The sequence below is a fragment of the Xenorhabdus thailandensis genome, from assembly GCF_037996785.1.
GTDB lineage: Bacteria > Pseudomonadota > Gammaproteobacteria > Enterobacterales > Enterobacteriaceae > Xenorhabdus > Xenorhabdus griffiniae.
Map to the genome: position 1 here is coordinate 155585 of NZ_JBBMXF010000004.1, position 25960 is coordinate 181544.

The 25960-nt window shown below is 44.0% G+C and carries 17 protein-coding genes and 2 pseudogenes; 8 read left to right on the forward strand and 11 right to left on the reverse strand.

Features of this window, described 5'->3' with window-relative positions:
• Positions 1-26 precede the first annotated feature (26 nt).
• From AAC853_RS01725 to iolB, 3 genes are read left to right on the forward strand one after another with little or no spacing between them, the layout of a single operon-like run.
• Positions 27-1931, forward strand: a complete 1905-nt coding sequence (locus AAC853_RS01725) for a bifunctional 5-dehydro-2-deoxygluconokinase/5-dehydro-2-deoxyphosphogluconate aldolase (RefSeq protein ID WP_340613501.1) — start codon at positions 27-29, stop codon at positions 1929-1931.
• A 47-nt stretch (positions 1932-1978) separates the two neighbouring features.
• Complete coding sequence (gene iolE / locus AAC853_RS01730; RefSeq protein WP_340613502.1) at positions 1979-2869, forward strand: myo-inosose-2 dehydratase; 891 nt, start codon at positions 1979-1981, stop codon at positions 2867-2869.
• Between the two features lie 24 nt (positions 2870-2893).
• Complete coding sequence (gene iolB / locus AAC853_RS01735; protein WP_340613503.1) at positions 2894-3724, forward strand: 5-deoxy-glucuronate isomerase; 831 nt, start codon at positions 2894-2896, stop codon at positions 3722-3724.
• Between the two features lie 42 nt (positions 3725-3766).
• Here the strand turns inward: iolB and AAC853_RS01740 are convergent, their stop codons facing one another.
• The 4 genes from AAC853_RS01740 to AAC853_RS01755 all read right to left on the reverse strand — a co-directional run bounded on the left by AAC853_RS01740 (position 3767) and on the right by AAC853_RS01755 (position 7521).
• A complete protein-coding gene (locus AAC853_RS01740; RefSeq protein WP_273557933.1) occupies positions 3767-5047 on the reverse strand; it encodes a cytosine permease in 1281 nt (426 codons plus the stop codon).
• Between the two features lie 24 nt (positions 5048-5071).
• Positions 5072-5761, reverse strand: coding sequence for a helix-turn-helix transcriptional regulator (locus AAC853_RS01745; protein ID WP_340613504.1), 690 nt, complete (start codon positions 5759-5761; stop codon positions 5072-5074).
• Between the two features lie 3 nt (positions 5762-5764).
• Positions 5765-6196: a GNAT family N-acetyltransferase gene (locus tag AAC853_RS01750; protein WP_340613505.1), complete on the reverse strand. Its 432-nt coding sequence runs from the start codon at positions 6194-6196 to the stop codon at positions 5765-5767.
• Between the two features lie 464 nt (positions 6197-6660).
• Positions 6661-7521: an AraC family transcriptional regulator gene (locus AAC853_RS01755; RefSeq protein WP_340613506.1), complete on the reverse strand. Its 861-nt coding sequence runs from the start codon at positions 7519-7521 to the stop codon at positions 6661-6663.
• A 437-nt stretch (positions 7522-7958) separates the two neighbouring features.
• Between AAC853_RS01755 and AAC853_RS01760 the strand changes: the two genes are divergently transcribed.
• Positions 7959-10085: a type I secretion system permease/ATPase gene (locus AAC853_RS01760; RefSeq protein ID WP_340613507.1), complete on the forward strand. Its 2127-nt coding sequence runs from the start codon at positions 7959-7961 to the stop codon at positions 10083-10085.
• On the opposite strand, the pseudogene AAC853_RS17740 reads toward AAC853_RS01760, so the two are convergent.
• Positions 10034-10216 (reverse strand): annotated as a pseudogene (locus AAC853_RS17740) (hypothetical protein); the annotation flags it as partial. The gene AAC853_RS01760 and the pseudogene AAC853_RS17740 sit on opposite strands and share 52 nt — an antisense overlap.
• Here AAC853_RS17740 and AAC853_RS01765 point away from each other — a divergent pair.
• From AAC853_RS01765 to AAC853_RS01775, 3 genes are read left to right on the forward strand one after another with little or no spacing between them, the layout of a single operon-like run.
• The gene (locus AAC853_RS01765) at positions 10202-11470 is read left to right on the forward strand and encodes an HlyD family type I secretion periplasmic adaptor subunit (RefSeq protein WP_422824164.1); all 1269 of its coding nucleotides are present in this window, start codon (positions 10202-10204) and stop codon (positions 11468-11470) included. The pseudogene AAC853_RS17740 and the gene AAC853_RS01765 overlap by 15 nt on opposite strands.
• Entirely contained in the window at positions 11470-13635 is a 2166-nt protein-coding gene (locus tag AAC853_RS01770; protein ID WP_340613509.1) for a type I secretion system permease/ATPase, read from the forward strand. The genes AAC853_RS01765 and AAC853_RS01770 overlap by 1 nt, the downstream gene beginning before the upstream one ends.
• Positions 13636-13673: 38 nt before the next feature.
• Positions 13674-19955 (forward strand): TcdA/TcdB pore-forming domain-containing protein, encoded by a 6282-nt coding sequence (locus AAC853_RS01775; RefSeq protein WP_340613510.1) that lies wholly within the window; start codon positions 13674-13676, stop codon positions 19953-19955.
• Between the two features lie 152 nt (positions 19956-20107).
• Here AAC853_RS01775 and queF read toward each other — a convergent pair whose 3' ends face one another.
• Genes queF through AAC853_RS01790 form a run of 3 tightly spaced genes read right to left on the reverse strand, consistent with a single transcriptional unit; the run spans position 20108 to position 22444 of the window.
• Positions 20108-20944: an NADPH-dependent 7-cyano-7-deazaguanine reductase QueF gene (gene queF / locus AAC853_RS01780; protein WP_340613511.1), complete on the reverse strand. Its 837-nt coding sequence runs from the start codon at positions 20942-20944 to the stop codon at positions 20108-20110.
• A gap of 13 nt (positions 20945-20957) precedes the next feature.
• Positions 20958-21815 (reverse strand): queuosine precursor transporter, encoded by an 858-nt coding sequence (locus AAC853_RS01785; RefSeq protein ID WP_340613512.1) that lies wholly within the window; start codon positions 21813-21815, stop codon positions 20958-20960.
• Between the two features lie 17 nt (positions 21816-21832).
• Positions 21833-22444 (reverse strand): helix-turn-helix domain-containing protein, encoded by a 612-nt coding sequence (locus tag AAC853_RS01790; RefSeq protein WP_340613513.1) that lies wholly within the window; start codon positions 22442-22444, stop codon positions 21833-21835.
• 441 nt (positions 22445-22885) lie between these two features.
• Here AAC853_RS01790 and AAC853_RS01795 point away from each other — a divergent pair, with 441 nt between their 5' ends.
• Positions 22886-23068 (forward strand): hypothetical protein, encoded by a 183-nt coding sequence (locus tag AAC853_RS01795; protein ID WP_340613514.1) that lies wholly within the window; start codon positions 22886-22888, stop codon positions 23066-23068.
• Between the two features lie 290 nt (positions 23069-23358).
• On the opposite strand, the pseudogene AAC853_RS01800 reads toward AAC853_RS01795, so the two are convergent.
• From AAC853_RS01800 to ribD, 3 genes and pseudogenes are all read right to left on the reverse strand, one after another.
• Positions 23359-23961, reverse strand: a pseudogene (locus AAC853_RS01800) (NAD(P)H-dependent oxidoreductase).
• A gap of 61 nt (positions 23962-24022) precedes the next feature.
• The gene (locus AAC853_RS01805; RefSeq protein WP_340613515.1) at positions 24023-24505 is read right to left on the reverse strand and encodes a DMT family transporter; all 483 of its coding nucleotides are present in this window, start codon (positions 24503-24505) and stop codon (positions 24023-24025) included.
• 318 nt (positions 24506-24823) lie between these two features.
• Entirely contained in the window at positions 24824-25912 is a 1089-nt protein-coding gene (ribD, locus tag AAC853_RS01810) for a bifunctional diaminohydroxyphosphoribosylaminopyrimidine deaminase/5-amino-6-(5-phosphoribosylamino)uracil reductase RibD (RefSeq protein WP_340613516.1), read from the reverse strand.
• Positions 25913-25960 lie beyond the last annotated feature (48 nt).

Consider the following 25960-nt stretch of genomic DNA (forward strand, 5'->3'; position numbering starts at 1 on the left):
TAGCGTATCCGGTAAGAGGTGAATCAATGGAACAGCATAGAAAGTTGGATGTGATCTGCATGGGACGTATTGCGGTTGATCTGTACGGTCAACAAATTGGTTCCCGTCTGGAAGACATGACAAGCTTTGCAAAATACTTAGGTGGCTCTTCGGGTAATGTCGCCTATGGAACAGCACGTCAAGGATTAAAATCCTCAATGCTGGCAAGGGTTGGTGATGAACACATGGGCCGCTTTTTGCGTGAAGAACTGGAGCGGGTGGGTTGTGATACCAGCCATTTGATCACCGACAAAGAGCGGTTAACGGCTTTGGTTTTACTCGGCATTAAAGATAACGAAACTTTTCCGCTGATCTTTTACCGTGATAATTGTGCTGATATGGCGATCTCCCGAGATGATTTCAACGAAGATTATATTGCATCTGCCCGTTGTCTGGCGATCACCGGAACTCACCTTTCCCATCCACAAACTCGTGATGCTGTTTTGACTGCTCTGACTTACGCCCGCTGCAATGGTGTCAGGACTGTTATTGATATCGATTATCGTCCGGTACTGTGGGGATTGACATCATTAGGTGACGGTGAAACTCGTTATATCGCTTCTGAACCAGTGACAGCACAATTGCAAGAAGTGCTTTCCCTGTTTGACTTGATTGTGGGAACCGAAGAGGAATTTCATATTGCGGGTGGCACTACGGATACTGTCGAAGCTTTGCGTCGAATACGGACATTAACGGCGGCAACATTGGTTTGTAAGCGTGGTGCATTAGGGTGTTCGGTATTTGCTGCCAATATTCCCGATACCTTAGACGAGGGGATCACTGTACGGGGCGTCAAGGTAGAAGTCTTGAACGTTTTGGGGGCTGGGGATGCCTTTATGTCTGGTTTATTGCGCGGCTACCTTAATAACGAAAGTTGGGAACAGGCTTGCACTTATGCCAATGCTTGTGGAGCGTTGGTTGTTTCCCGTCATGGGTGTGCGCCCGCTATGCCAGATAAGACGGAGTTAGATAACTATTTAAGGCGAGCAACAGAAGTACGATCCCCAGATTTAGATCCACATCTCAATCACCTGCATCGGGTTAGCAATCGTCATAAACAATGGGATGAATTATGTGTCATGGCATTTGATCATCGTATCCAGTTTGTCGAAATGGCGCGCGAGGTGAATGCTGGTCTTGAGCGAATTCCACAGTTGAAACAACTCCTGTTCCGTGCCAGTCAGGAAGTCAGCACAGAAGCTTATTTGGCAGGAAGAGCGGGGATATTATGTGACAGCAGTTTTGGTCAAGATGTACTGAATGCTGCAACAGGGAAAGGGTTATGGATTGGTCGTCCGATTGAACTGCCTGGCTCCCGACCACTTTGCCTCGAACATGGTGATATTGGTTCCCAGCTAGTTAGTTGGCCGCGGGAACATATTGTTAAATGTTTAGTGTTCTTTCATCCAGAAGATCGCCACCCACTGCGTCTGGAACAGGAAAAAACCGTACAAGAAGTTTATGCCGCCTGTTGTCAGTCTGGTCATGAATTGTTGCTGGAAGTGATTTTGCCAGTCGATATGCCCCATTCTGATGAGCTTTATCTACGGGCGCTCCAGCGTTTTTACAATCTTGGTATTAAACCGGACTGGTGGAAATTGCCACCGATGCAATCTGCAACCTGGGACCAAATCGCTGCATTAATTGGACAGCGTGATCCTTATTGTCATGGGGTTGTGATCCTTGGCCTTGATGCACCGGAAACGATCTTAAAAGCCAGTTTCAATGCAGCAGCGGGTAAATCTATCGTCAAAGGTTTTGCCGTTGGCAGAACGCTATTCGGTCAACCGTCACTGCAATGGTTGGCGGGAGAAATAGATGATGAAACGCTTATCCAGAAAATAAAAACTAATTATCACAACCTGATTGACTACTGGCGTCAGCGCGGATAGCTGAATAACAAAGCGAATAAAACAGCACTTTTTACAGGAGAATCTTCATGGTTGTTCAACTTGGCATCAACCCCTTGACATGGACCAATGATGACTTGCCATCCTTGGGGGAAGAAACACCGTTGGAAACTTGCCTGACAGAAGGGCGACAAGCAGGATTTGCAGGTTTCGAGCTGGGCAATAAATTCCCTCGTCAGGCACAGATTTTAGGCCCCATTTTGGCTGCTCATGATTTGAAGCTCGTGTCTGGCTGGTATTCCGCTGAACTTCTGACACGCAGTGTTGAAGAAGAGATTGTCGCAGTTCAGCCGCATTTGACCCTGTTGCGCGAACTAGGGGCTACAGTGATGGTATTTGCTGAAGTGACCCACTGCATTCATGGCAATCAGGAAAAGCCAGTGCATCTTCGACCACTGTTTCCGGCAGAGCGTTGGCAGGAATATGGTGAAAAACTGACAAAATTTGCCCGTTATACTCAATCACAAGGTGTACAGGTTGCGTATCACCACCATATGGGAACGGTGATTGAAAGTGCGGAAGATATCGATAACCTGATGGAAAATACAGGTGAAGAAGTGGGATTGTTATTGGATACAGGGCATCTGACCTTTGCGGGGGATGATCCATTAACAGTGGCAAAACGTTGGTGCAAACGTATTAATCATGTGCATTGCAAAGACATTCGGCCTGACGTGTTAAAAGATGTCAAAAATCGTAAAACCAGTTTCCTTGATGCGGTATTAAGTGGTGTTTTTACCGTACCAGGAGATGGTTGCGTCGATTATCCAGCCATTTTTGCTATTTTGAAAGCAAATAGCTATCACGGCTGGTTAGTGGTTGAAGCAGAACAAGATCCTGCTGTTGCCCATCCATTGACTTATGCCACGATGGGATATCGCAATTTGCATAAATTTGCCAAAGCAGCGGGATTGATTTAAACGCGGAGATTGGGAGGAGGTTAAATGTCTAAACTACTGTCAAAATACCACGCACCAAATCAGGGCAAACGAACGCAGCATATTACGCCGGAAACAGCAGACTGGGGATATGTTCATTTTGCGGTTTATGAATTGAATGTAGGGGAAATCATCACCTTACCCGCTTCAGGAAATGAGACGTGTTTGGTACTGGTGGCAGGAAAAGCCACGGTAGTGACACCTCAGCAACGGTTTGAAAAAATTGGGGAGCGCATGGATCCATTTGAGCGCAAAAAGCCTTATGCCGTCTATGTGGCACCTAATGAAATGATGGAAATCGTTGCCGAGACTCAACTGGAACTGGCGGTATGTCAGGCGAAAGGAAAAGGCAGTTATCCCACCCGCTTAATCGCCCCACAAGATATTGGGGCTGAACAGCGTGGCAATGGTAATAATCGACGCTATGTCCATAATATCCTGCCAGATGATCAACCGGCGGATAGTCTGCTGGTTGTTGAAGTCTATACCGATGAAGGATGCACCAGTTCTTATCCTAGCCACAAGCACGATACTGACAACGAGCCGCAAGAAACTTACTTGGAAGAGACATACTACCATCGCCTGAATCCCCCCCAGGGTTTCTGTGTCCAGCGAGTCTATACCGACGACCGCTCGTTGGATGAAACAATGGCGGTTTATAACAAGGATGTGGTGATGGTGCCAAAAGGGTATCATCCTGTGGCTACCATCGCGGGTTATGACAGTTACTACCTCAATGTTATGGCTGGTCCGACACGCAAGTGGTTATTTACTTGGGAAAAAGATCATCAATGGGTTAATGGCAAAGAATATGCGGAGAAACATGCCAGCCGTTAGGTATTGCTCCCATTTAGGGGAGCAATATCATAGAGTGATTTGCTAAACGCGTTTACAAACTGACTTAAATAGCCCATAGGTTAAGCTCGCTAGCAATAATGAATTAATTGCTGGAACACCCCATTCTGCCACCAGGCCAATTACGCTGCCGATAACACTGGCAATAATGGCAGCCCAGCCGATAGTTGGTGTTTCATGCGGAAGTGTGCCTTGCTCTCGGCTCTCATCTAATATCTTGCGATGGGAACGCAGAATATAGTAATCAACCAACATAATCCCAATAATGGGTGGAAAAACAACACCCAACACAGTCAGGAAATCCACAAACCGTTCCAGGATACCCAGAATAGAAAGTAGCGTTCCAAGTATTCCAATAATTACGGTCGTTGGGGGATAACGGAGTTTTTTGCCAGTAATACCCTCTACGGCATTGATAATACCTAATGATGAAGAATACAGATTTAAATCGTTGACCCTCAATGTGGAGAAAACGACAACTAAAAGACCTGCTCCTCCTGCCACTTGTGACATAATAGTGACCACATCTGACGTATTCAGAGCCTTTGCGATAAGGATCGCCAGGCCATTAATCACAAATTCTCCTGCAATAATGGTCAGCAAGGTGATCCCAAAAACATGCTTGCCTGATTTGGTGTAGCGAGTCAAATCAGGCGTCATTAAACTTGCAACAATTGCGCCACCCACGACGATCGTAATACCTGCACTAATGGTTAAGGTATCACCAGAATAAGGTAAGTTAATAATTTCATGTAGCTGCTGAGTGGTGTTACCGGACAGTACTATAGTGGAGATATAAGCAACCAACAAAATGAACAGAGGAACAGCGATTCTGGCGGTAAAACGCAATGCCTTAAAGCCAAAAGCGACCAGTGTTGTCAATAAAGTGCCGGAGAAAGCTGCTGACCAGCCAAACCCAAGTTTATCGCCGGAGGCAAAATTAAGGGAGTGGGCGAAAATTGCGTTTTGGATACCAAACCAGCCTAATAAGCTGATTGCAATCACTAGGCCTATTAATACAGATCCTATGCGACCAAAACCACACCACCGAGCCAATAGACTGCCGGATAAGCCTTCACGCATTCCCGCGAAACCGAGCCCAAATGTGACAATGCCAAAGATCAAGCTGCCGACGAAAATAGCAATAAAAGCATCGATTAAAGCCATAGAGTTGCCCAACACAGCTCCAAGCATAAATTGGTCCAATGCCGTCAACATGCCCATATGCACAATAGCCACGCTTAACAATGACACACGTTGTGTTTGTGGTACTCGGCTCAATGGATAATTTTCAATTTTGACCATGATATTTCGTGATTCCTCTGGAGTTTAGATAAAGAGAATACCTTTCTCAATTAGGCGTTCGGGGATGTAGTTATCCAGATGTAAATGCCTACAAAATTCCTCAAATTGTTGGAGAGAATGGACATTGGCTTTTTGGTAAATGTTATATATCCTGTTTTCTATGGTTTTGTTACTCACATTGTATATTTTGGCCATTTCCTTATTTGAAAATCGGTGAAGCATAAAAAAAATGATATCCATCTCGGCTCTGGTAAACAGTTTGGTATCAATTTCTGTAGTCAAAACGCTGGGTTTATGTTGATTGATATATTGTAAAGGGGACAATGTATTTAGAGGCTTAGCATTCCATACGATCCAAATACATTTTTTGTCGCTGTTGTATACTGGATACTTTTCACTAATGTATGGTGTTAAACTGTCCCGACCATACCAATAATGTGTTTCTATAACAGAAACTTTATCTTGGGATTCTTCGGTCATTTTATCATGATTTGTTAGATCTTCGGCCAATTCAGCCCAGTCAGCCGGAAACTCATTATCAAACTTTCCCTCTATATCAAAATTTATGGGGGTATTAGTGTAGAAATATGCAGCTTTGTTCATGTAGATATGGCGGGAGTTCAAATCTTTAATTCCCCAAGGTTCGCTCAGATGTTCCATCATGGCGATTAATCCCTTTAGATAGGAGTTGTTATTGTTGTAGGGAAACTTCATTTTTTATCTCATATGATTGGACACACTGAATTTTTTCGCGAGATAAAAGCGAGTGTACTTGTGGGCGTATTCTCCAAGCTCTCCATAGACTTTGTATCCTAACTTTTCATAAAAACCTCTGGCTTGAAAGCTAAAAGTATCAACATAAGCCATATGGCAGTGTCTTTTTAATGCTTCTTCTTCAGCTTGTAACATAAGTTGTCTTCCAAAGCCTTTTTTACGGTGTTTCTCATCCACCCAAAGATATTGAATTTCAAGACCTCCCCACCAGGTTTTAGCAACGAGGCCGGCAATAATTTGGTTATTATCATCAGTGATAGTGAGAAATAGTGGTCGGATATCAACATCACTATATTGTTGGTTATGTGCCCAGAGATTTTGAATGACATATGCTTCATCTAGGGAATTTGGAGTGTCAGTAATATGTATTTTCATTTTGAAAGATACCTTTCCATTGTAATAATTTTGGATATAATTGTTTGTAAATGAAACTAAAATTCCCCTAAAGCAATCGCTATCATCTTTTTAATTTAATTTCAAGAGTGTTTTTCACCCATTTAATTTACGATAAAAATGATTATCTTTAATTAGGGTGATGGAGACAGAAAATGCGAAATTCACCGTTCCGTAGTAACTGTCTGCCATCCTTATTTATTATAAAAATGTAGCGTCCGATTAGGGCATCACCAGGGAAATTCATTTATATTTTCAAGTTTGCTGTTGCTATTTAACAGAAAAACATTCATCTGTCATCTAATTGGTATTCCTCTTAATACCATATTAAATATGATAGGAATATCTATTCTGGATGGCGAATTTTCTGAACTAGTAGCCAGTCTCTTAATCGAAGAGATCTGATTAAGAGACTGGAACTATCGTCAAGCTAACGTAGCAAAACTTTACGCCAGAGGCAGGTAAATATCAGTGATAGCTTCGGCTTCAGTCACTGTTGGGAACAACTTTACTCGTTCAAAAAATAGTGGGAAATCCCGAACTTCCTGATTATGCTCTGATAACCAATTTCTATATAAGTAATTGACTATGGGGGTGATTCCCTCATCTGAACCCGTGTATCTAACATAAGCATATTTTCCTGATGGAATGGTTTTTAATGCAATTATTTCGTTCTTAACCTCAAACTTTGGCGAGATCTCTACACACAAATCAAACTGATACTCTTGTGGTTCAACGTTTGCAGGATCTGCATAAACAAAATTAAAAGTTCGGTGACGCTCTGGGGATAATTTATTGCTTATTCTCCACGCCTTGAACTCTCTAATTGTATTACCAATATTTGAGGGTGGGCCTTTGTGTTCCATTACTGCCACGGTGGTTTCTGGAAAATTGACGATTTTTACTTCAACAGGAGATAATTTCTCACTCATCATTTTAGTCCTAATATTATTTATGATTTGGTAGTGGCTATGCCAGACAGACCAATCAGGTTTTTTTCTGAATTCAATAGGACTTTGACCAACCGAACTTTTGAACGCCCTGGAGAATGCTTCAGGACTTTCATATCCACATGCAAGAGCAATATCTATGACTGAATTATCGTTATACGCTAATTCATAAATAGCTCTTTTCAATCGAATTTGCCTGATATATGCAGCAACACCAATACCGTAAGTTGCGGAAAACAATCTGTGAAAGTGATATTTAGAACAAGCTGCAATGTTACTCAAACTTTCTCCATCCATATGTGTATCGATATGTTCATCAATGTAATGAAGAAGGGCATCCAATCGTTGTTTAATCATCGTCATATATCCAACCTATCTGGTACAAGGCGATGTTATTTAGTTTCCTGTAGCAGAACATGATGATTATTGCTGAGTTATACCAATCCAACTTCAAGATGCGTGTAATTTCTCCCCGCGAAGCGGGGAGAAATCAGGTTTCATATCGTGTTGTCAATTGCAACTTATATAGATACAAAACAGGCAGAAATAAAAAACAATCCAATAACAAATATTGCTATTTTAATTTAAGTAATTGATTTTAAGGGTTATTATTTTTCTGGATTGATGTTGGTAATAATTATAGTATTTGTAATTATCATTATTTGTGATCATACCTTTTAGTTATTTTAACTATGAAAAAATTTTTCCACAGCCATACAGATATCCTTAGTTAATGTGGATTAACCATCCTATTAATATGCTTTTTTCCAATAACATGAGAATGGAATCACATGATGGGTACTACGATTGATAAGGACAATATATCTACCGATACGTTGTCTTCTGCCCTTAACTGTTGCCGATTATTGTTGCAGTTGATTAAAGGCGAAGCTCAAGAAACGCCTTCTTTGTCCTCTGATAGCAAGCTGAAATTTGCAGTAAAAGAATACGGTAAAGTACATAATGTTGATATGGCATTATGCCGTTTAAAATTCCATAAGCTAACACCAAAACAGTTACCTTTGGCTTTTCGGGACAAACAGGGAGGGTTTGTTGTATTAGTACGCCTCTCTCCTAATCAGGCGCTGATCCAGTCTCCTTATTCTGCTTCACCTGAAGTGCTTCCTATTGATGAACTTGAAGCCAGGTGGAGTTGTGAAGTGATCCAGTTGCGGGAGGGTTGCCACAGGTTCGATGTTTCCTGGTTTATTCCTGCCTTTATTCATCACCGTCACCTCCTTGGTGAGGTGCTGATTTTCTCCCTGATGTTGCAACTACTCGCGCTTGTGGCTCCTTTGCTTTTCCAGGTAGTGATGGATAAGGTGTTGGTACACAGGGCATTGTCCACCCTGGATGTGCTGGTGATCGTGCTAATAGTGGTAGGGGTGTTCGAAGTGATACTTCGAGGATTACGTGAATACCTGTTTGCGCATACCGCTAACCGTATCGATATTACCTTGGGCGTTAAACTCTTCCGGCATTTGCTGGGTTTGCCCCTGCTCTACTTCAAACACCGTCAGGTAGGCTCTATTATCACTCGGGTGCAAGAGCTTGATAGTATTCGTGACTTTTTGACTGGCTCTATGCTGACCTTATGTGTAGATGTTGCCTTCACTTTTGTTTTCTTTGGAGTCATGGCCTGGCTGTCATGGCCTCTGACTTGCGTGGTACTGGCGTTATTGCCTCTCTATTTCTTGCTGGCCTGGTTGAGTTCAAAACCGCTGCAACAACGGATTGAACAGCAGTTCCAGACTGCGGCCTGCAATACTTCTTTTTTGAACGAATCCGTTAGCGGTGTCGAAACCATCAAGAGCCTGGCGGTGGAACCCAATATGCAGCGGCGTTGGGAGTCTCAAACCGCAAATATGGTTGAAGCCAGTTTCCGTACCCAAGTTCTTAATAGCTTCGTCAGCCACGGGGTGATGTTGCTACAGAAGGTAACGAGTGTCGGGATTATCTGGTTAGGAGCGAACAAGGTTATTGCTCTGGAGCTTACCATTGGTCAGCTAATCGCGTTCAATATGATGGTGTCACACATCAGCCAACCTATCGCTAAGATGATCGACCTGTGGCAGCAATTTGTCCTGACCAGAGTCGCTGTTGACAAACTTGGCGACATGCTCAATCTGCCTGTTGAGCAGGCGCAAGGGGATATTTATCCCCAGACGCCGCTTAACGGTGATTTACAGCTGCGTAATGTGGTGTTCCGTTATCAACCCGATCAAGAGCCTGTACTGAAAGGGGTCAATCTGCATATCAAGGCCGGCGAGTCTTTGGGAATAGTTGGTCCTTCCGGCTCAGGGAAAAGCACTCTGGCCCGTCTGCTACAAAGACTTTATGCTCCAGATGGAGGAGAGATCTTGATCGATGGTATTCCTCTGCATCAACTCAATCCTACCTGCCTGCGTAGCCAGATCGGAGTCGTATTGCAGGAGAATTACCTGTTTAACCGCAGTGTGCGCCATAACATTGCACTCAAGGAGCCTACTGCTTCGCTGGAGGAGGTGATAGCTGCTGCCAAATTAGCAGGTGCTCATGATTTTGTCCTCCAGTTGCCTCTGGGTTATGACACTGTGCTGGCTGAAGCAGGTAGTTCTCTGTCTGGAGGGCAGCGCCAACGCATTGCTATCGCTCGGGCGCTGATGGCTAATCCCAAGATTTTGATTTTTGACGAGGCGACAAGCGCCCTTGATGATGAGTCTCAAGCCTTAATCCAGGCTAACATGGCTGAGATTTCCCAGGGACGTACCGTTATCACCATTGCTCACCGCCTGTCTACGGTGCGTGATTGTGACCGCATCATCACGGTAGAACAGGGCCAGATCACTGAATCGGGCAGCCATCACCAGTTGCTGGCTAAGGGCGGTTGCTACGCCAGACTGTGGCAGTTGCAACAGGAACTGAGGCAGGAGGTGGTGTGATGTCGTTCAAGCATCTGAAAACCGCACTTTTGGCCTGGCGTCAGGAACGTTATGCACCCAAGGCACCAAAGCGTACCCGTGACGAATACGAGTTTCAGCCTGGCTATCTGGAGATCATTGAACGTCCTCCAGCACCTTGGGCAAGGCTCACTGCGGGGGCACTGACTCTGTTATTACTAATCGCTTTGATCTGGTCAATTGTTGGTCGGCTAGATATCCATGCCAATGCTGTGGGGAAATTACTTGTATCCAGCAATTCTAAGGTAATTCAGCCCCTTGAGACTGGTGAAATTGCAGAGATATTCGTTCGCGATGGCCAGAGAGTAAAAGCGGGAGATGTACTTATCAAACTCAACACCCTAGGCGTTGAAGCTGAGTTGAAGGAGTTGCAGGAGCAGCTTAACTTCAAACAGTTGGAACAGGCGAGATTGCAGGCCCTGTTGACCGATGCTCCTATCGAAAATTTCGTGGTTCCGCAAAGTACGCCACCAGCACAGACCATGCAAGCGAGAGAGCATTTGGCGAGTATCTGGAAAGAAGTGGTTGCCAATCTAAACAGTCTGGATGGCGAAATGAAGGTTAATCAGGCGAACCAGTACGCTTGTCGTGCCGATATCTCCGCATTGGCGGATCTTGCAGCCAATATCAAGGTACGTCTTGAAGCGCACCGGATCCTAGCTGCCAAAAATCTGCTATCAAAAGTTGAGCTACTGGGGCAAGAGAAAGAAAGGCTGGAGGTAGAACGTTCTCTTTCCCAACAACATGCCGAATTGGTTGTCCTTGAGGAGCAATATCAAGGATTGCAGGAAAGCCGAGAGCGCTACCTGGCGAAGATCAACCGCGAATATTATGACCAGTTGAATGAAGCACAGACCGCAATCGCTGTCATGGCGCAGCAGTTAATTAAAACTCGCGAAAAGTTGCGGTTGTATACCCTGCGGGCACCCGTTGATGGGGTGGTGCAGCAATTGGCGATCCACACGTTGGGGGGCGTCGTGCAATCGGCTCAACAACTGATGGTGATCGTCCCTGATGATACTCTGTTTGAAGCCGAAGTGATGGTCTTGAACAAGGATGTGGGATTTGTGCACGCAGGTCAGTCGGTAGAAATTAAGGTCGATGCTTTCCCGTATACCCGTTATGGCACCGTACGGGGCAAGGTGGCTCATATCTCTAAGGATGCAGTTAAGGATGAGCAGCTGGGGCTGGTATTCCCTGCTCGGGTTCGAATGGAGCGAACCTCTATTGCAGTGGATGAGAGTGAAGTCCCATTACAAGCAGGTATGAGTGTTACCGCCGAAATCCGTACCGGGGATAGACGGGTAATCGACTACCTGATCAGTCCGTTGCAACAGTACCAGTCCGAAGCATTGAAGGAACGCTAATGCCAGCTATCGAATCTACCCTATTAGAGCCATCTGGCGGAGACGAGTCTACCGTCGTAGATAGTGGTCTTTTGGCTCTGGCCTACGCCGCCCGCCATTTCAATGTGGCGGTGGAGCCGAAGTTATTGCGTCACCGTCTCGGACACACTCAAGGGCGCACGGACTACCAAGATCTTTGCCGTTGTGCCCTGTGGATCGGTTTAAAGGCTCGCTATATCACTACAGAGATGAGTCGTCTCGAACATCTTCCCCTCCCTGTCTTATTGGATACAGAACAGGGGTGGTTAGTACTGGAAAGGGTTGAAGGCGAGTTTGTTGTCTTGTATCAGCCAAACTTGGGTAAAGAGAAGCACTATCCCCGGACTTTTCTCGCCGGCCATTGGCAAGGCAGGGTTGTGTTACTGGCGGAGGCGGCCGAGCAACCGAAACGACAGAAATTTGGTTTTGGCTGGTTTATACCTTCCATTTGTAAGCATGCCGCCCAGTTCAGAAACGTGCTCTTCGTGTCTTTGATGCTACAGTTGATTGCCTTAGTCACCCCTATGTTGTTCGAGAATGTGATCGATAGGGTGCTGGTCAGCCGCAGTCTGTCAAGTTTACAGGTGCTCGGATTTGCCATGCTTATTTTGGCCGTGTGCGAGCCTGTTTATAGTTTTCTCCGCTCCTGGCTGTTCGCTAACCTTGCCAGTAAAGTCAACGCTGAGCTTTCCAGTCGTCTCTATCAGCACTTAATTGCCCTGCCAATGGACTATTTCCGGCAGCGTCAGACGGGAGAAATCATCGCCAGAGTGCGTGAAATGAGCCAGATACAGCAGTTTCTTACCGGTTCAGCACTGACGATGGTACTGGATTTGGCCTTTGTCGGCTTGTTTGTGGCGGTGATGTTCTTCTATGCCCCTGAACTAACATGGCTGGTACTCGGCTCTCTGGTGCTCTATTTCCTGTTCTGGATGATCGTTGGACCTGTGCTGCGTGCCAGGGTGTTGCGGGAATATGAGTTAAGGGCTGACAACACTGCTTTCCTGATCGAATCAGTGACCGGCATTGAAACGATTAAGACCAGTGCGACTGAGGCGGGTTTCGCGCGTCGTTGGGAGCGCCAGCTATCTGCGTTTGTTCATTCCTCGTTTCGCGCCAAAGTGGTAGGACTCCTCGCCGGACAGGGGATAGGGTTGATCCAGAAACTGACCTCCGCCCTGCTACTGTGGTGGGGAGCTATTATGGTGATGGAGGGAAAACTCAGTCTGGGGGAGCTGGTGGCCTTTAATATGCTATCGGAGCACGTTACCCAACCGATCCTGCGTTTAGCCCAGGTCTGGCAGGACTTTCAACACACGTTAATCTCATTGAACCGGCTTGGTGACATCCTCGATGAAGAGGGAGAAAACGGTAGCGGAGGTCTGGCTTCAATCCCCAAGTTGCAAGGTGGGGTGAGCTTCAAAGGTGTGCGTTTTCGCTATAGCGAGGAAGGTCAGGAAGTATTACGTAACCTCAATATCGAAATTAGACCTGGTGAATTTGTGGGTATTACAGGGCCATCAGGTTCGGGCAAATCCACCCTGACGCGGTTGTTACAACGCCTTTATATCCCCCAACACGGGCAAGTATTAGTGGATGGGATCGACCTGGCGATTGCAGATCCGGTGGAGCTGCGTCGCAACATGAGTGTCGTACCACAAGAGAGTTTACTGTTTTCAGGCTCGGTGGCAGAAAACATCCGCCAATGTCGGCCGCAAGCCAGTGATATTGAAGTGATTCAGGTAGCGACTTTGGCTGGGGCAGACGAATTTATTCGCCACCTGCCACAGGGATACAGCACTCAGGTGGGTGAGAAGGGCGTGCTCCTGTCTGGTGGACAGCGTCAGCGTATTGCTCTGGTCAGAGCCTTGCTGACTAATCCAGGTATTCTGCTGCTGGATGAGGCCACGAGTGCCTTGGATTATGAATCGGAAGCGGCGGTGATAGCCAACTTGCAGCACATTGCTCAAGGTCGCACTGTGATCAGTGTTGCTCATCGCCTCAATACCTTGCGCCATGCTGATCGAATTTTGGTACTCGATCAGGGGCAAGTCGTTGAGCAGGGCAGCCATGAGCAATTGCTTGCCATGGGCGGACTCTATGCCCGGCTGTGGGCCTTGCAGATGAAAGAAAAAGTAACCCCGTAAAGAGCATCAGTAGGATTTTTTTATAAGGAGAAGTGTTCATGCCCAATAACAGCTACCCGTCACTGCTTGCGCCCGCTCAGGCGGTATCCCGCCAGGGCAGTGTTGATATCCAGCAGTTTGCTATCAATCCTGAATTATTTGCAAAATCCAACACTATCAGTGCCGAGACTCTGGTTAGAGCAGGGCGACTTCCGACAGAGGGAAACGCCAAATTAGTGAAAGTTAAGTCAGGCTTATACGAGATTGAATATGCTGATCGAAGCCCGAATGAGATAGCCGGTAGTGATGCTAACAGCGTGCCAGCCTATTTCCTTGGCTATAACGGTGCAAATCAGGCTAATGCGTTGCCGGCCTATGTAGATATTCCTAAGCATCCCATTCCGGGAAGTTTTCTGTTCACGGGATCGTTGTCGGGATGTTCACTGGTGGTGACCGACCTTGATGCTGATACTTACCGAGTCTATCACGACGGACGGGTCAACAGTTCGCTGCTCTATGATAACGTGGTCATGGCAGTGGATTTTAAGGATTATCAGGTAGCAAACACCGCTGAAGGTCTCGCTGCGGCCTACATGCAATATGTTGAGGGTAAATGGCAATTGGTGTTCCAACGTCAGGAGTATCAGCGAGAAGGTCAGAATATTTGGCCGACATTGCGTCGTGGTGAGGAACCCATATTAATTCAGGAAGTTGACAGTCAAGCGATTGAGCGTAGCAAGGCTCAATTCGCCACTTATCGTGAGAAGATCCATCAAAAACTGAAAAAGGCTGCTGAGCAGTTTGGTGTGTCAGTTGAAGGGATCTCGGATGGTGTATATGAACAAGGGGAATTTTCTCCTCATCATCCGGCAATTACTGGGTGGCTTAAGTTGCGTGACCAGGTTCAGGCTGCGATTGGAGCAGAAACCCAGCCGTTGGTGGATACCCGCAGTACACTCTATGAAAAGCGAAGAAAAACCAGAGACAGTTCTGAGATTTCTCGGATTGATGAAAAGATAAGGTATATCAATATCACGTTGGATCACTACAAGGAGAAATACGATTCAGTTTTGCGCGAAGTGTTTTCTGTGGAACAAAGCTGGTTGTGGCAGCAGATCAAGTCCAAAAATGGTACAGATGCAGTAGTGCGGATTGATGATACCGCTATTCAAGGTGGGCAGGAACACGATTATAACGTGGGTGAGCGCTATGCTATTGTCGAAGCTTATCAGCGAAGTGGGCCGAGAAGCACTGAATTTTCTGATGGATTACAGAACTTTCAGGATATCACTATTCCAGGTTTTAATGATGGAATGTCAATCCTGGAGATGAAAAAACTGTTTCTTGACAGCCCGCTTACCCCTAAACAACGAGGAGCTTTGAGCGGTCGTATTACCGAAGTTAGTCGGGCTGAATATATCGACAAGGTATTGAAACAGACAGCGGTGTTCAGTGAAGACTTTCAGCGGGCCGGTAGCAGCTTCAGTCGTCTGATACCACAAGATTTCTATCTGTCGCTGGTTGGGGACGCATCTGGTGGCCGCTGTTATCCCCTGGTCAGGGCTATGGCGGTAGCACTCGCCAATGGTGGTGAAACAAGTATCAATAGTTTGGTGGAAAAACTCTTCTTTGCCGCCGCTTCCCCCCAGGCGGGCAGTTCCACACTGCTAAAAAATAGTCTGGCAAGACTGCACTCTAATGTTGAGGCTAGTCAGGCGTCAAAAGTGCTGGAAGAAAAGGTTACCTTGTCTAAGGTGGTTTCTTTGTTGCAGGAAGCGACCGGAACTTCGACGTTCGCTCTCAATACCCAAAACCATGCCATGATGGTGGGGAGCACTGTCGGCGCTAAAGGGCGTCGTTACTATTTCTATGATCCAAATTTCGGGATATTTGCATTCGATAATTCAGCTAATTTTTTACGTGCGATGGAAAAACATTTAGTGAAGCGTGGCCTGGCTGTTCACTATAGTGCGTTTGGTAGCCAGTCTGCACCTACCTTCAATCTGGTGGAGATTGATCCCGCCAAAATGGCAAGTGTCCCCGTAGGCAATGGCTTAGATGTTGCCGATTTAACCCGCCCAGACGAACTTGCCACTGTGATAGAACAACGACAGTGGGTCAAGCAAGCAGTCAATGCTCAAGTGAAAATTGCCGAGGATGCTCAGTTACGCACCTCATTGGCTACTCTTGATACCGAACAGTGGGGAGCAAAATTTGATAAGGCCATTACAGCGCTGGCTCAGGAACATAAGCTTGATCATCGTTGGATGCCAGTAATTGGCAGCATTAAGGAACAAGAGAAAGGCCGTTATAGTGTCCAATTCATCAATCGCGATCAGCTTGAGGAGACGCTTTTGGTGAGCAGTAACGATGCCACTGTTTTCGAATTCCGCCGCTTTGTCGATGAACATATACTCACTTTGGGTAAACATTTTGATCTTGAACGCGGCAAGTTACAGTTTAATGGCGTTGGTGGTGAGGTAGCTCCGGTTGATGGATTGAATGCTGGATTTGCAGTACAGACGCTAATTCAATGGTTTGCCGACAAAAATCGCAATGATGCGACCCATGATAATGTTTCGCCTGATCTGGCCACTGCACTCAAAATCCACAGTTACCTTAACTACGCCCAGATGATTCACGCTGGTGTGAACGATGCCACCAACGTTATCGAGTTGGTGCGCACGGCATTACGTGGTGAAGTGGTGGTTGCTGAAACCTCGCTCAATCAGTTTTCTTCAACTCTGGCTCATACCGCTAATGAAGGTATAGGCGTGCTTCTTGGTGGAGCTTTGGTTGGGTTGGATGCCTATGAACTCGCCCATGCCGAAACGGATACACAAAAGGCGGTGTTCGGAACCCAGCTCGCATTCGATTCGGCCAGCTTTATTACAGGTACTGCCGGGGTGGGTGCGGGGCTGCTTGGTGCCTCAACGGCCTCCGCTGTATTGGGTGGCGCAGGAGTGCTCCTTGGTGGGCTTGCCGTGGGCTTTACCGCGCTGGCGCAAGCGTTTGGTGCCGTTGCTGACGATGTTAAAGAGGTGGGTCGTTACTTCGATATGCTCGACAAGGCTTACAAGGGCAATGGCTATCGGTATGACAGCGAAAATAAGGTGTTGATACCATTAGCTGGGGCGGTGATTAAGACGTTGGATCTACGCAATAATCAGATTGGCTTTGACAGTCAGTACATTTATCGCACCCATTCAGGCCCTACTGGTTCAGGAGAAATCAATTATTTCTTCTGGGTCGGCGACTTTCCCAAGATGGTTCATGACCGCAGCCAGGCGATCGAGATACGTAGCGGGATCGGCTACAAGGATGCCTCTCATAAACTCGATCACAGTGACAGTAGCGTATTAATCCTGCCGGGGACACCCAAATCCTTTATCAGGTACGAATATATGCAACTTCCTGGTGCAACTACGCGTCATGACACGGGTTTCGATGTCATTCGCAGACTCGAAAAGGATAAACGCTTTGATTATGATTTTTACATTTTCCCGGGTGAGGCGACGATCCGCAGGATCCATCAGGAATATGTAGCAACCCCGATCGAAGTGGTACTCGATCAACGCAACAGGAAACTGATCGTGCCGGAGCTTCCTAAAGAACTGCACGGCTATCTGCATTACGAAATCAAGGGGGCAGGAGGTGAGTACCTGATCGGGTTGAATGAAGGCACCAGCGTGAAGCTCATAAGTGACGTCGTGGCTGGCAGTAACCCTGTACCGTCGCGCTGGATCATCGATAGCAGCCAACTCGCCAGTAATACTATTAGCGTCTCGAAGAGCCGATTGGTAATTGGTGGTGTTGTGGTCGAACTCGATCCCGCTCAGAACGGCCAGATATTGGTAGTCAACGGCAAAAATGAAGTGAGCGAAGTCGATTTTTCCAATTTGACAACACAGGTGATAAGCGAAGATGCGAGCAAGTGGCAAGTGCCCGGCCAGCAAATTGAGCAACACTTAAATGACCTGGCCAAGGCACATCAGTTGCACGGGCAGTATGTGGTAGTGGAGAACTACAATCACAACGGGCATGATGTTGGCCGGGCTTTCTATGATGTCTCCAACAAACGAATGCTGTTCACCGATACGACTCACGAACAAGCTAAACATGCCCAATTGGGTGCAGTAATGGACGACCATGCTTATTTCTACGATGCCGATAACGCGGTAGCGTGGCGGGTAGACATTGCCACTGGACAAGTTAACGCACAGTTTGAGCCATGGTTCAACCAAAATGCAGGCAAGATTAGTCGGTTATGGCAAGAAGGTGATGCAGTCTACCTGGCGCGCCGTTATCAGTTGAAGGAGAGAGAAGCTGAGTTGAGCTACCGGATCACCGGTGACCGCATGGAGTTAGTTAGTGCGGTGGGTGATGATGAGTTACTCCAGCTTTCGGCAAACAGAGATCGGCACGGTGATGCACTTAAGACTGTACTGCGAGGTTACGAGAGCAATAGCACGCAACGTGAGACTTCGGTGTATACACTGGGTGCGCGGCTTATCCAACCGACCAGTGCCGAGCTGGTCACTCTATTCGGTACGGATGCGGCCGGTGTGGCACATCGTTACTGGATACGTAGCGATGGAACACTGATTAAACCGAATCTGGCACCCCCGAAGGAACAGACCTCACACTTTAACGAGGACGAACAGATCCGCAGTGCCTGGCAGCTCCCGGCTGACCTTGTGCTAGCGGGAAGCATTTCCCGTCTCGCTGGTACGGAAGTGTTCTTCTTCTACAGTAAAGAGCAGAATGCTTTGTTCCGTCAGGAAGGCCCAGGTCAGGCTGTTCTTGACGCTAATCAACCCACTGCCTTGCGTATCAACACACCGCCGTTAGCCAATGTAGTCAACCTGAATGGTAGCCTGCTTGCCATCACTGAGGATGGGCGCGTAGCGCAACTTGATGCATTGGGGCAGCTTAACTACGAAGCAGTTAACGAGCATTGGCTCAAGGGGCGTACCCACTGGTGGCAGGATCTGGCGAGTGTCACAAATGTGGGAACCACTCTGGCGGTATTTGGCGTCAAGGGCAGCGATGGCAAAAGCGTGTTGCCCGTGTGGTATCACAATGGACAAGTGGTCGTGGCTTCAGCAACACTACAGGATAAGCCGCTGCAATTCCTGGGATTCGAAGCTGATGGCACCTCTGCGCGGCTCTTTGCACCTGAAAGTGGTAAATTATATCGCCAACCCGCTATGACCACGAATGCATTGGCTACTGCCTTTGGTTCTGATCTTGTACTTAATGCTTCGGTACAACTTCCCGTTGCCAGTGAATTGACACCTGATTTGTCTCTTAAGGCGGCACAACAGGTTGATACGGGAATACGTCTGATCACAGCCAAGGGTGAGATCCTGGTACGAGCTAATACGGGTGAATTGCGGTTAGTTGGCGTTGATAAAGATTGGCACCAGAACAATGCGGCTAATTTATCACAGGCACTCACTGAACTTGCTATCCAATGGCACGCCAAGGGGGTACTGACCTTGCAAAATAACAATATGCAAGACTGGTTTGATATTGGCAGCGGTCAGGTCTTTTCAGGTAATGGCATTCCCGTTTCAGGCAATCTGCGCTTTCTGGGAATCAATGCCAAAAATAAGGCGGCATATGTGTATAACCAGGTGACGCAGGAGTTATACCAGAGCGATAGCAGTGGGGTAAAAATACTCAATAAATCCATTGGAATGGAGCGGATCCAGTCATCCTTATTACTTCAAGGAGGCGAAGCCAGTGATAATCTAATGCTGCCGATCATCGATGGTGTCGATAGTCTGGTGCTGTATGGTGGAGCCAATCACGATACCTATCGATTCAGTAAAGAGATGTGGACTCACTACCGTACAGTGATCATCGACAATAACGATCCGAGACAGTCTTTAGATCGTCTGATCTTACCGATAGCCAATCTGAAAAGTGTTCTTGTGAACCGACATGATGATGACTTGATGTTGACCGACTCTGGCACAGGAACAGCATTGGTGGTACGTCAGGTATTTGGTAATCAGGCCAAATCTCATCAACATTTGCATATTAATTTGGAGGGAACTTCGTCGGCGATTAATGTGGCCCATCTAGTCGAGAACATGAGTAAGCAAGGAGATATGTTGATGGAGCTATCCTGGGCCAGCAGGCAACCCAATATTGCCGCTCATGCCGTCACTACTGTTTCAGCGATAGAAAGCCCGAGTCTGGTGAAGTTGAGCGAAGCTATGGCTTCATTCCCTGATATGGGAGGGGCTTACGAGCATTTACGGCAAAATATACAACCGGCTAAGGCCGAACAACCGCTTTTGTTGCCTAACTCCAACTCTGTCATAGGATAAGAACGAGAAATAACAGGAGAGGTATTTAGCCTCTCCTGTCTTCTATCAGTGTCTTTAGCTGATCACATCAGAACAATTGATCAGCGTTGCATATCGATCATTTAAAGCAGCCATCGCCGCTTTATGTACGGAATCTGCATCAATCACTTCCTCTACTGGCGGATAAGCCGCCCTGTTAGAGGAATATTTTCATAATTACTTCTGAAAGGATTTATATCTAAACCTCCACGTCTTGTATAGCGTGCAAATACAGTTAATTTCTCAGGTTTGCAGTAACGCATAATGTCGCTATAGATACGCTCTACACATTGTTCATGAAATTCGTTGTGTGTTCTGAATGATATGAGGTAACGTAGCAATTTCTCATGATCAATCTGTACTCCCTCATACCGAATAATAACGCTTCCCCAATCAGGTTGGTTTGTTACCAGGCAATTAGATTTTAAGAGATTTGAATACAGTGTTTCATAGACAACATCATTTTCCGCTGAAGTGGCATCTGCCAGTATTGTAGCATCAAAGTCATAACTTCTTATTTCTATATCCAAATCATCAAGTGATTGACCAGAGAGTGGGCTGATTTCATGATAGTATCCATCAAAGTGGGGATAGAGTTTAACTTCTACAGGTTGGCCGGCTGTCAGAGACAGATCTTTTTTCATGGCGCGAACTACGTCATCCGTTGTTTCAAACTGAGTCTGATTGAAGCTATTGAGATAAAGTTTGAATGATTTTGATTCAATCAATCCTGAACTGGTCGCCGGAATGATAAATTCACCGATTGCGACTACCGGTTTCCCTTTTCCATTTAGCCATGAAAGCTCCCAGGCTGTCCAAAGATCAAACCCCTGGAATGGCAGTGAATCAGAATCGATGCCGATATCATTTCGGCCGAGTGATCGTGGGAGAGTTTCAAGTAACTCTGGAGAATAACTTTGTATATAATCTGTTTTCGTTCCAAGTAGTGTCAGTGATTCTTTAATATTCATTGTTGTTTCTCTGCTATGCATTTATATATTTTCTGAACAATGCTCGGACACCATAAATAGGTCCGACTCCTACAATAGCGTAAGCCATTTTGACAATAAACTGAGAAAAAATGATTGATTTAATCGTATCGGAATCAAGCGTATTATAAAATGCAAGTGTGCAAAATATAATACTGTCCAGAGCGGAAGCGACTGTTGTACTGGTAATAATACGAATAAAAAGATAACGAGAATTGGTGAGTTCTTTTATTTTACATAATAACCATGAATTAACATTCTCAGAAACAATATAAGCAATTGAGGATGCAACGAGGACAGCAGCTATGCTGTGTACAATTTCAGTATACGCTCCTTCTAATTCCCATTCTTTAAGACCTGGAAGGGCTGCGGTTAATATGAGACAGAGGACGAATAGGATATTGGCAATAAATGAAAAAAGGATCGCTTTTCTGGCCAGACGAAGACCATAGAATTCATTTAATATATCAACTAAGATAAATGTGAAAGGGTAAAAGAATATTGCTGATGGTATGATCATATTAATATAGGGAATGCTTATCGGCTTTATTCCTGTAATTGTGCAAAAAATATAGATAGCGGCAAGAGATAGGGCAATGACCAAATAGGCAAACCAGGAACGTTCGTGTCTATCGGTGAGATCATAGGCCGTTACAGTATCAGCATCACCATAAATACGACGGTAAATCTCTCTGAGTTCGTTCCTATTGAGATCTTCTGAAATCTGACTGCTTTCTAATTCCCGCAGAGGTATGCTAATACTCTTTCCTGTAGACAGAATCATTATGTTCGCTCTAATTGAATCAGAAGAACGGCTGAAACCTAGAAGTTTATATTTTTGATTATCTGACACCACTAATACTCCTTTTCTTACGAAATGCGTTCTTCAATTATCGTTCCAATTAATTTTTCGTTTATTGTTTGATCTTTTTTTTTGTAATCAGATAAATTATGGAGATAAAATCCTCTTTTAGGTTCGTATATTAATGATGGCTGATTTTTGACAGGTGTTGCATATCGCTTAATAATTAATGTATCACCGGGGAAAAATATTTTATCAATTTCAGATTCAACCGTTAGCCCTATCAGGTTTGCTCCTTCTTCGAAAACCCATGTTACCGGATATTTCATAATAAGTTGGCCAATACGGGCATCCATGCTGGATAACACCTCTGATTGAGGGATAAGCGGGATAGCAGAGGGGTTTTTGTTACCCTCAACGGAAAGCATATTGTCTATTCGATCTAATTCTTCCAGATTACAATGCTCAATAACATCACATCTGACACCGAAAAAATTTGCAATTCGAGTGATAGTTGAGTGCTGGACTCTGTTGATTTTACCATCAAGAATTTTATAGAGCGTTGTTCTTGTAACACCAGAACGCATAGCAAGTGAGGATTTATTCTCACCATTTTTTCTCATCATATACTCAATATTATTAATAATATTATATTTTCTTTTTATTCCTGATGTTTTCATCTCGTAACATGATATGTTTTGTCGAATTTTTCCTCCAAACAATACCCGATTAATCCGTTTGTTGCCACAATATTTTTCAATCTGTCGTCATATTAGTATAATTAGTAAATGTAATTTTTTAATTAAAAAACAGTAAGATACAAAAATGTATACAAATTAATGTTATTTTTGATTACTTTTATGTTGACCTTATTTCATTATGAGTGCTTAATTGGTTATAGTGTTACCAAATACGTAAATGCATTAGTTATATTAAACAATAATAACAATAACAATAATTTCTATATGAAATATTTTTTTAAGCCACACCAGGGTTATTCTTCAAAAAAGGGAGAAGTTCTATATAACTTTTCAAAATGGTAGGCATATCAAAGAAACTTAGTCCCATTTTTGCGAATTTGGATTTTCCAGAAACAAAAAAGCAAAAAGGAGGGCTGAGTTATGGTTATCCTACCACCCATTCCCCGTAATGAACGACACCTGATGAAAAAATGGCGCAAAAAACGCACGATAAGAAGTATGCCATCCGTATTCTATCCATTCTCATGCTTTATCGAGGTCAGCCAGTTTTCCACGTTGCCGAAGCACGTTGTGTTGCTCAGTCTTCTGTATGGCGTTGGATAATGTCTTACTGGTAATAAGTAGAGCCTATGGATGGTTAGGGTTGCAAATAAATAAAAAAGCGCCACAGGGAGTATAGTGGTACCAAATATAACAAATGTACCAGGTGAAATTGAACCTCAAGTCATTAATTATCTGATAGCTATCAACATTGATAATAAATACATGATGAAATTATTCGAAAAATATCTATGGAATTCTTACTATAAATGGAATTACGAAATAGAAATAAATTAGCTTTTTCCTCACCGTGTTAGTGGTTTTTTATTTAAAAATAAAATGATTAAAGTTAGTTATAATGATAAATTATCTATCATTTGATATGCATTCTTTTGTGATCGAATAATAGATTCATTTCCTAGTGCTAGTCCTTCGGAGAAAATAAACTCAATGTTTTTAATTCCAATGAAATTAAGAATCATATTTATATATGGATCTAAAAAATCTGATGAAGTATCTTTATAAATCCCACCGCGTGTTGTTAATATTATGGATTTTTTATCTTTTATTAATCCTTGAGAACCTGATTCAGTATAGCAAAACATAATTCCAGCACGAATGACGAAGTCAAAATAATTTTTCAACTGGGTTGTAATATGAAAATTATACATAGGTGCAGCAATAACAATTAAATTATGTTCTTTTAGTTCTGCCATCAACTAGTTAGATAGATTTAATGCATTTTCTTGTCGTTCTGTTAATTTAATATCACTTTTACATAATACATTCAATAATTAATTATCAAGAATTGGAGCTTGGTTTTTAGCTAGATTCCTAATGGTAATTTCGATTTATGAATTTTTATCCAACCACTTCTCGATGAAATGACCTACCATTTTATTACTATTGGAATATTTATCTAAAATACTGGATTTAAGTATAAGAACCTTTTTCAATTTTATTTCCTTATATTGATTTTGGATTGTAATCCATTTAAATATATTAGATAACAGTCAATTAAATTTTATCAGTGTTTGTGGTGAAATATTGAACCATAAAAATCCCTAAAAAGATAAATATTATTCCGAAGGTTTTGCCTAACTTTATTTCTTTAATAGGTAATCCCATCAAACCAAAATGATCAATCAATACAGATATTATGATTTGGCCTGCTATAACACAAATAATAAAATTAGTTGCTCCTAGTTTCGGTACTAATAGAAGAGCAGCAGTGATATATATAATTCCAGCAATACCACCAACCCAAGACCATATTGGCAAATTTACTACCTGAGATATTTGGGGAGGTGGTACTCGCATAGTTAACAAAATTGGAATAACGGCTATCAAACTAACTAAAAGTGATACTAAAGTTCCCCATAGAGGATGCCCCAAACCACGACCTAACGCAGCGTTAGCACTAGCTTGCAATGGTACTACTGCACCGGCAAAAATTGCACTAAATGCAAAAATAATGCTTGATATTGAAATAGATGACATCTTTGATATTACCTCAAATTAATATTAAAACATAAATATTATGTTTAACTAATAATTAGTTAACCAAAAAGTATCAATAATACTCATTCAGTTAGAAAATGCACTTTTATTTCCTTGTGCTTTACCGAGGTAAAATATATGTTTCTCCCAATCTGAATGAAAATATCGACATTCTCTAATGGGAAGAAACATATTAACTACACAATGATTATCGAACATTCATGAAATAAATTGAAATTATTTTTTTGATACATAGTTATTCAAATAATGAATACTATTGACACAGTGACAATTACTGATGACTCCAGACTACTTCAATCAGGATACGGAAAGAAAACGTAAACGAATATCAGTGTCAATTTGAACGAGATCAACTAATTTGAGAGATTGCGGAAGATCTAGAGATTCTGTAGAGATACCAGCCATCATTGGTCTAGCTTGTTCTCCAAGTAATCTTGGTGATATATAAACAAGTAGCTCATCAATTAGCCCTTTCTTTAGCAGAGAACCCGTCAAGGTTGGGCCCGCTTCGACAAGAACATCGTTTAGTCCTCGCTTGCCTAAGTACTCTAATGTTTTTTTGAGATTAATTTTATCATTACATGTATCAATACTCATTTTATCAATATGGGGAGGAAATTTTATCTCTGCTGCTGCTGGGTGATGAATAATGAGCGTGCGAGCTGTTTCATCAAGCACGTTAGCTTTGAGAGGTATGCGAAGTTGGCTATCCAAGACAATGCGAAGGGGTGATAGACCAATCTCATGAGGGATACGTGCTGTCAACTGGGGATCATCGGCCAATATAGTCCCGACATCTGTCAGTATTGCACAACTACTTAATCTCCACTGTTGAACATCTTCTCTTGATTTTTCAGATGTAATCCATTTTGAGCGACCATCAGCTAATGCTGTTCTACCATCTAAGCTCATTCCAATTTTAGCTCTTACCCAAGGGCGTCCTCTACGGACTTTTGATAGAAAACCGCAGTTAAGTTCTTCTGCTTCTTTTTGTAGAAGACCAACTTCTACATTAATGCCTGCTTTACGTAAGTATTCAATTCCTTTTCCGTTAACTTGTGGATAGGGATCTTCACATGCAATAACAACACGATTAACACCAGCATTGATGAGAGCATTACAACAAGGAGGTGTTTTACCATGATGTGCACATGGTTCCAAAGTCACATAAGCGGTTGAGCCATAAGCAAGTGAACCAGCTTGATGAAGTGCGTTGATTTCGGCATGTGCTGTTCCTGCTCGGACATGCCAACCTTCTCCAACGATGGTATTTTCTCGAACTATAACACAGCCGACTTTTGGATTAGGGCGAGCGGTATAACAACCTTTTTCTGCTAATTCCAATGCACGACGCATAAATAATTCATCATAAAAGGGACTAAACATACTTCATTATTCTCTTGTTATAAGAAAGTTCTGCGTGATATATAAATC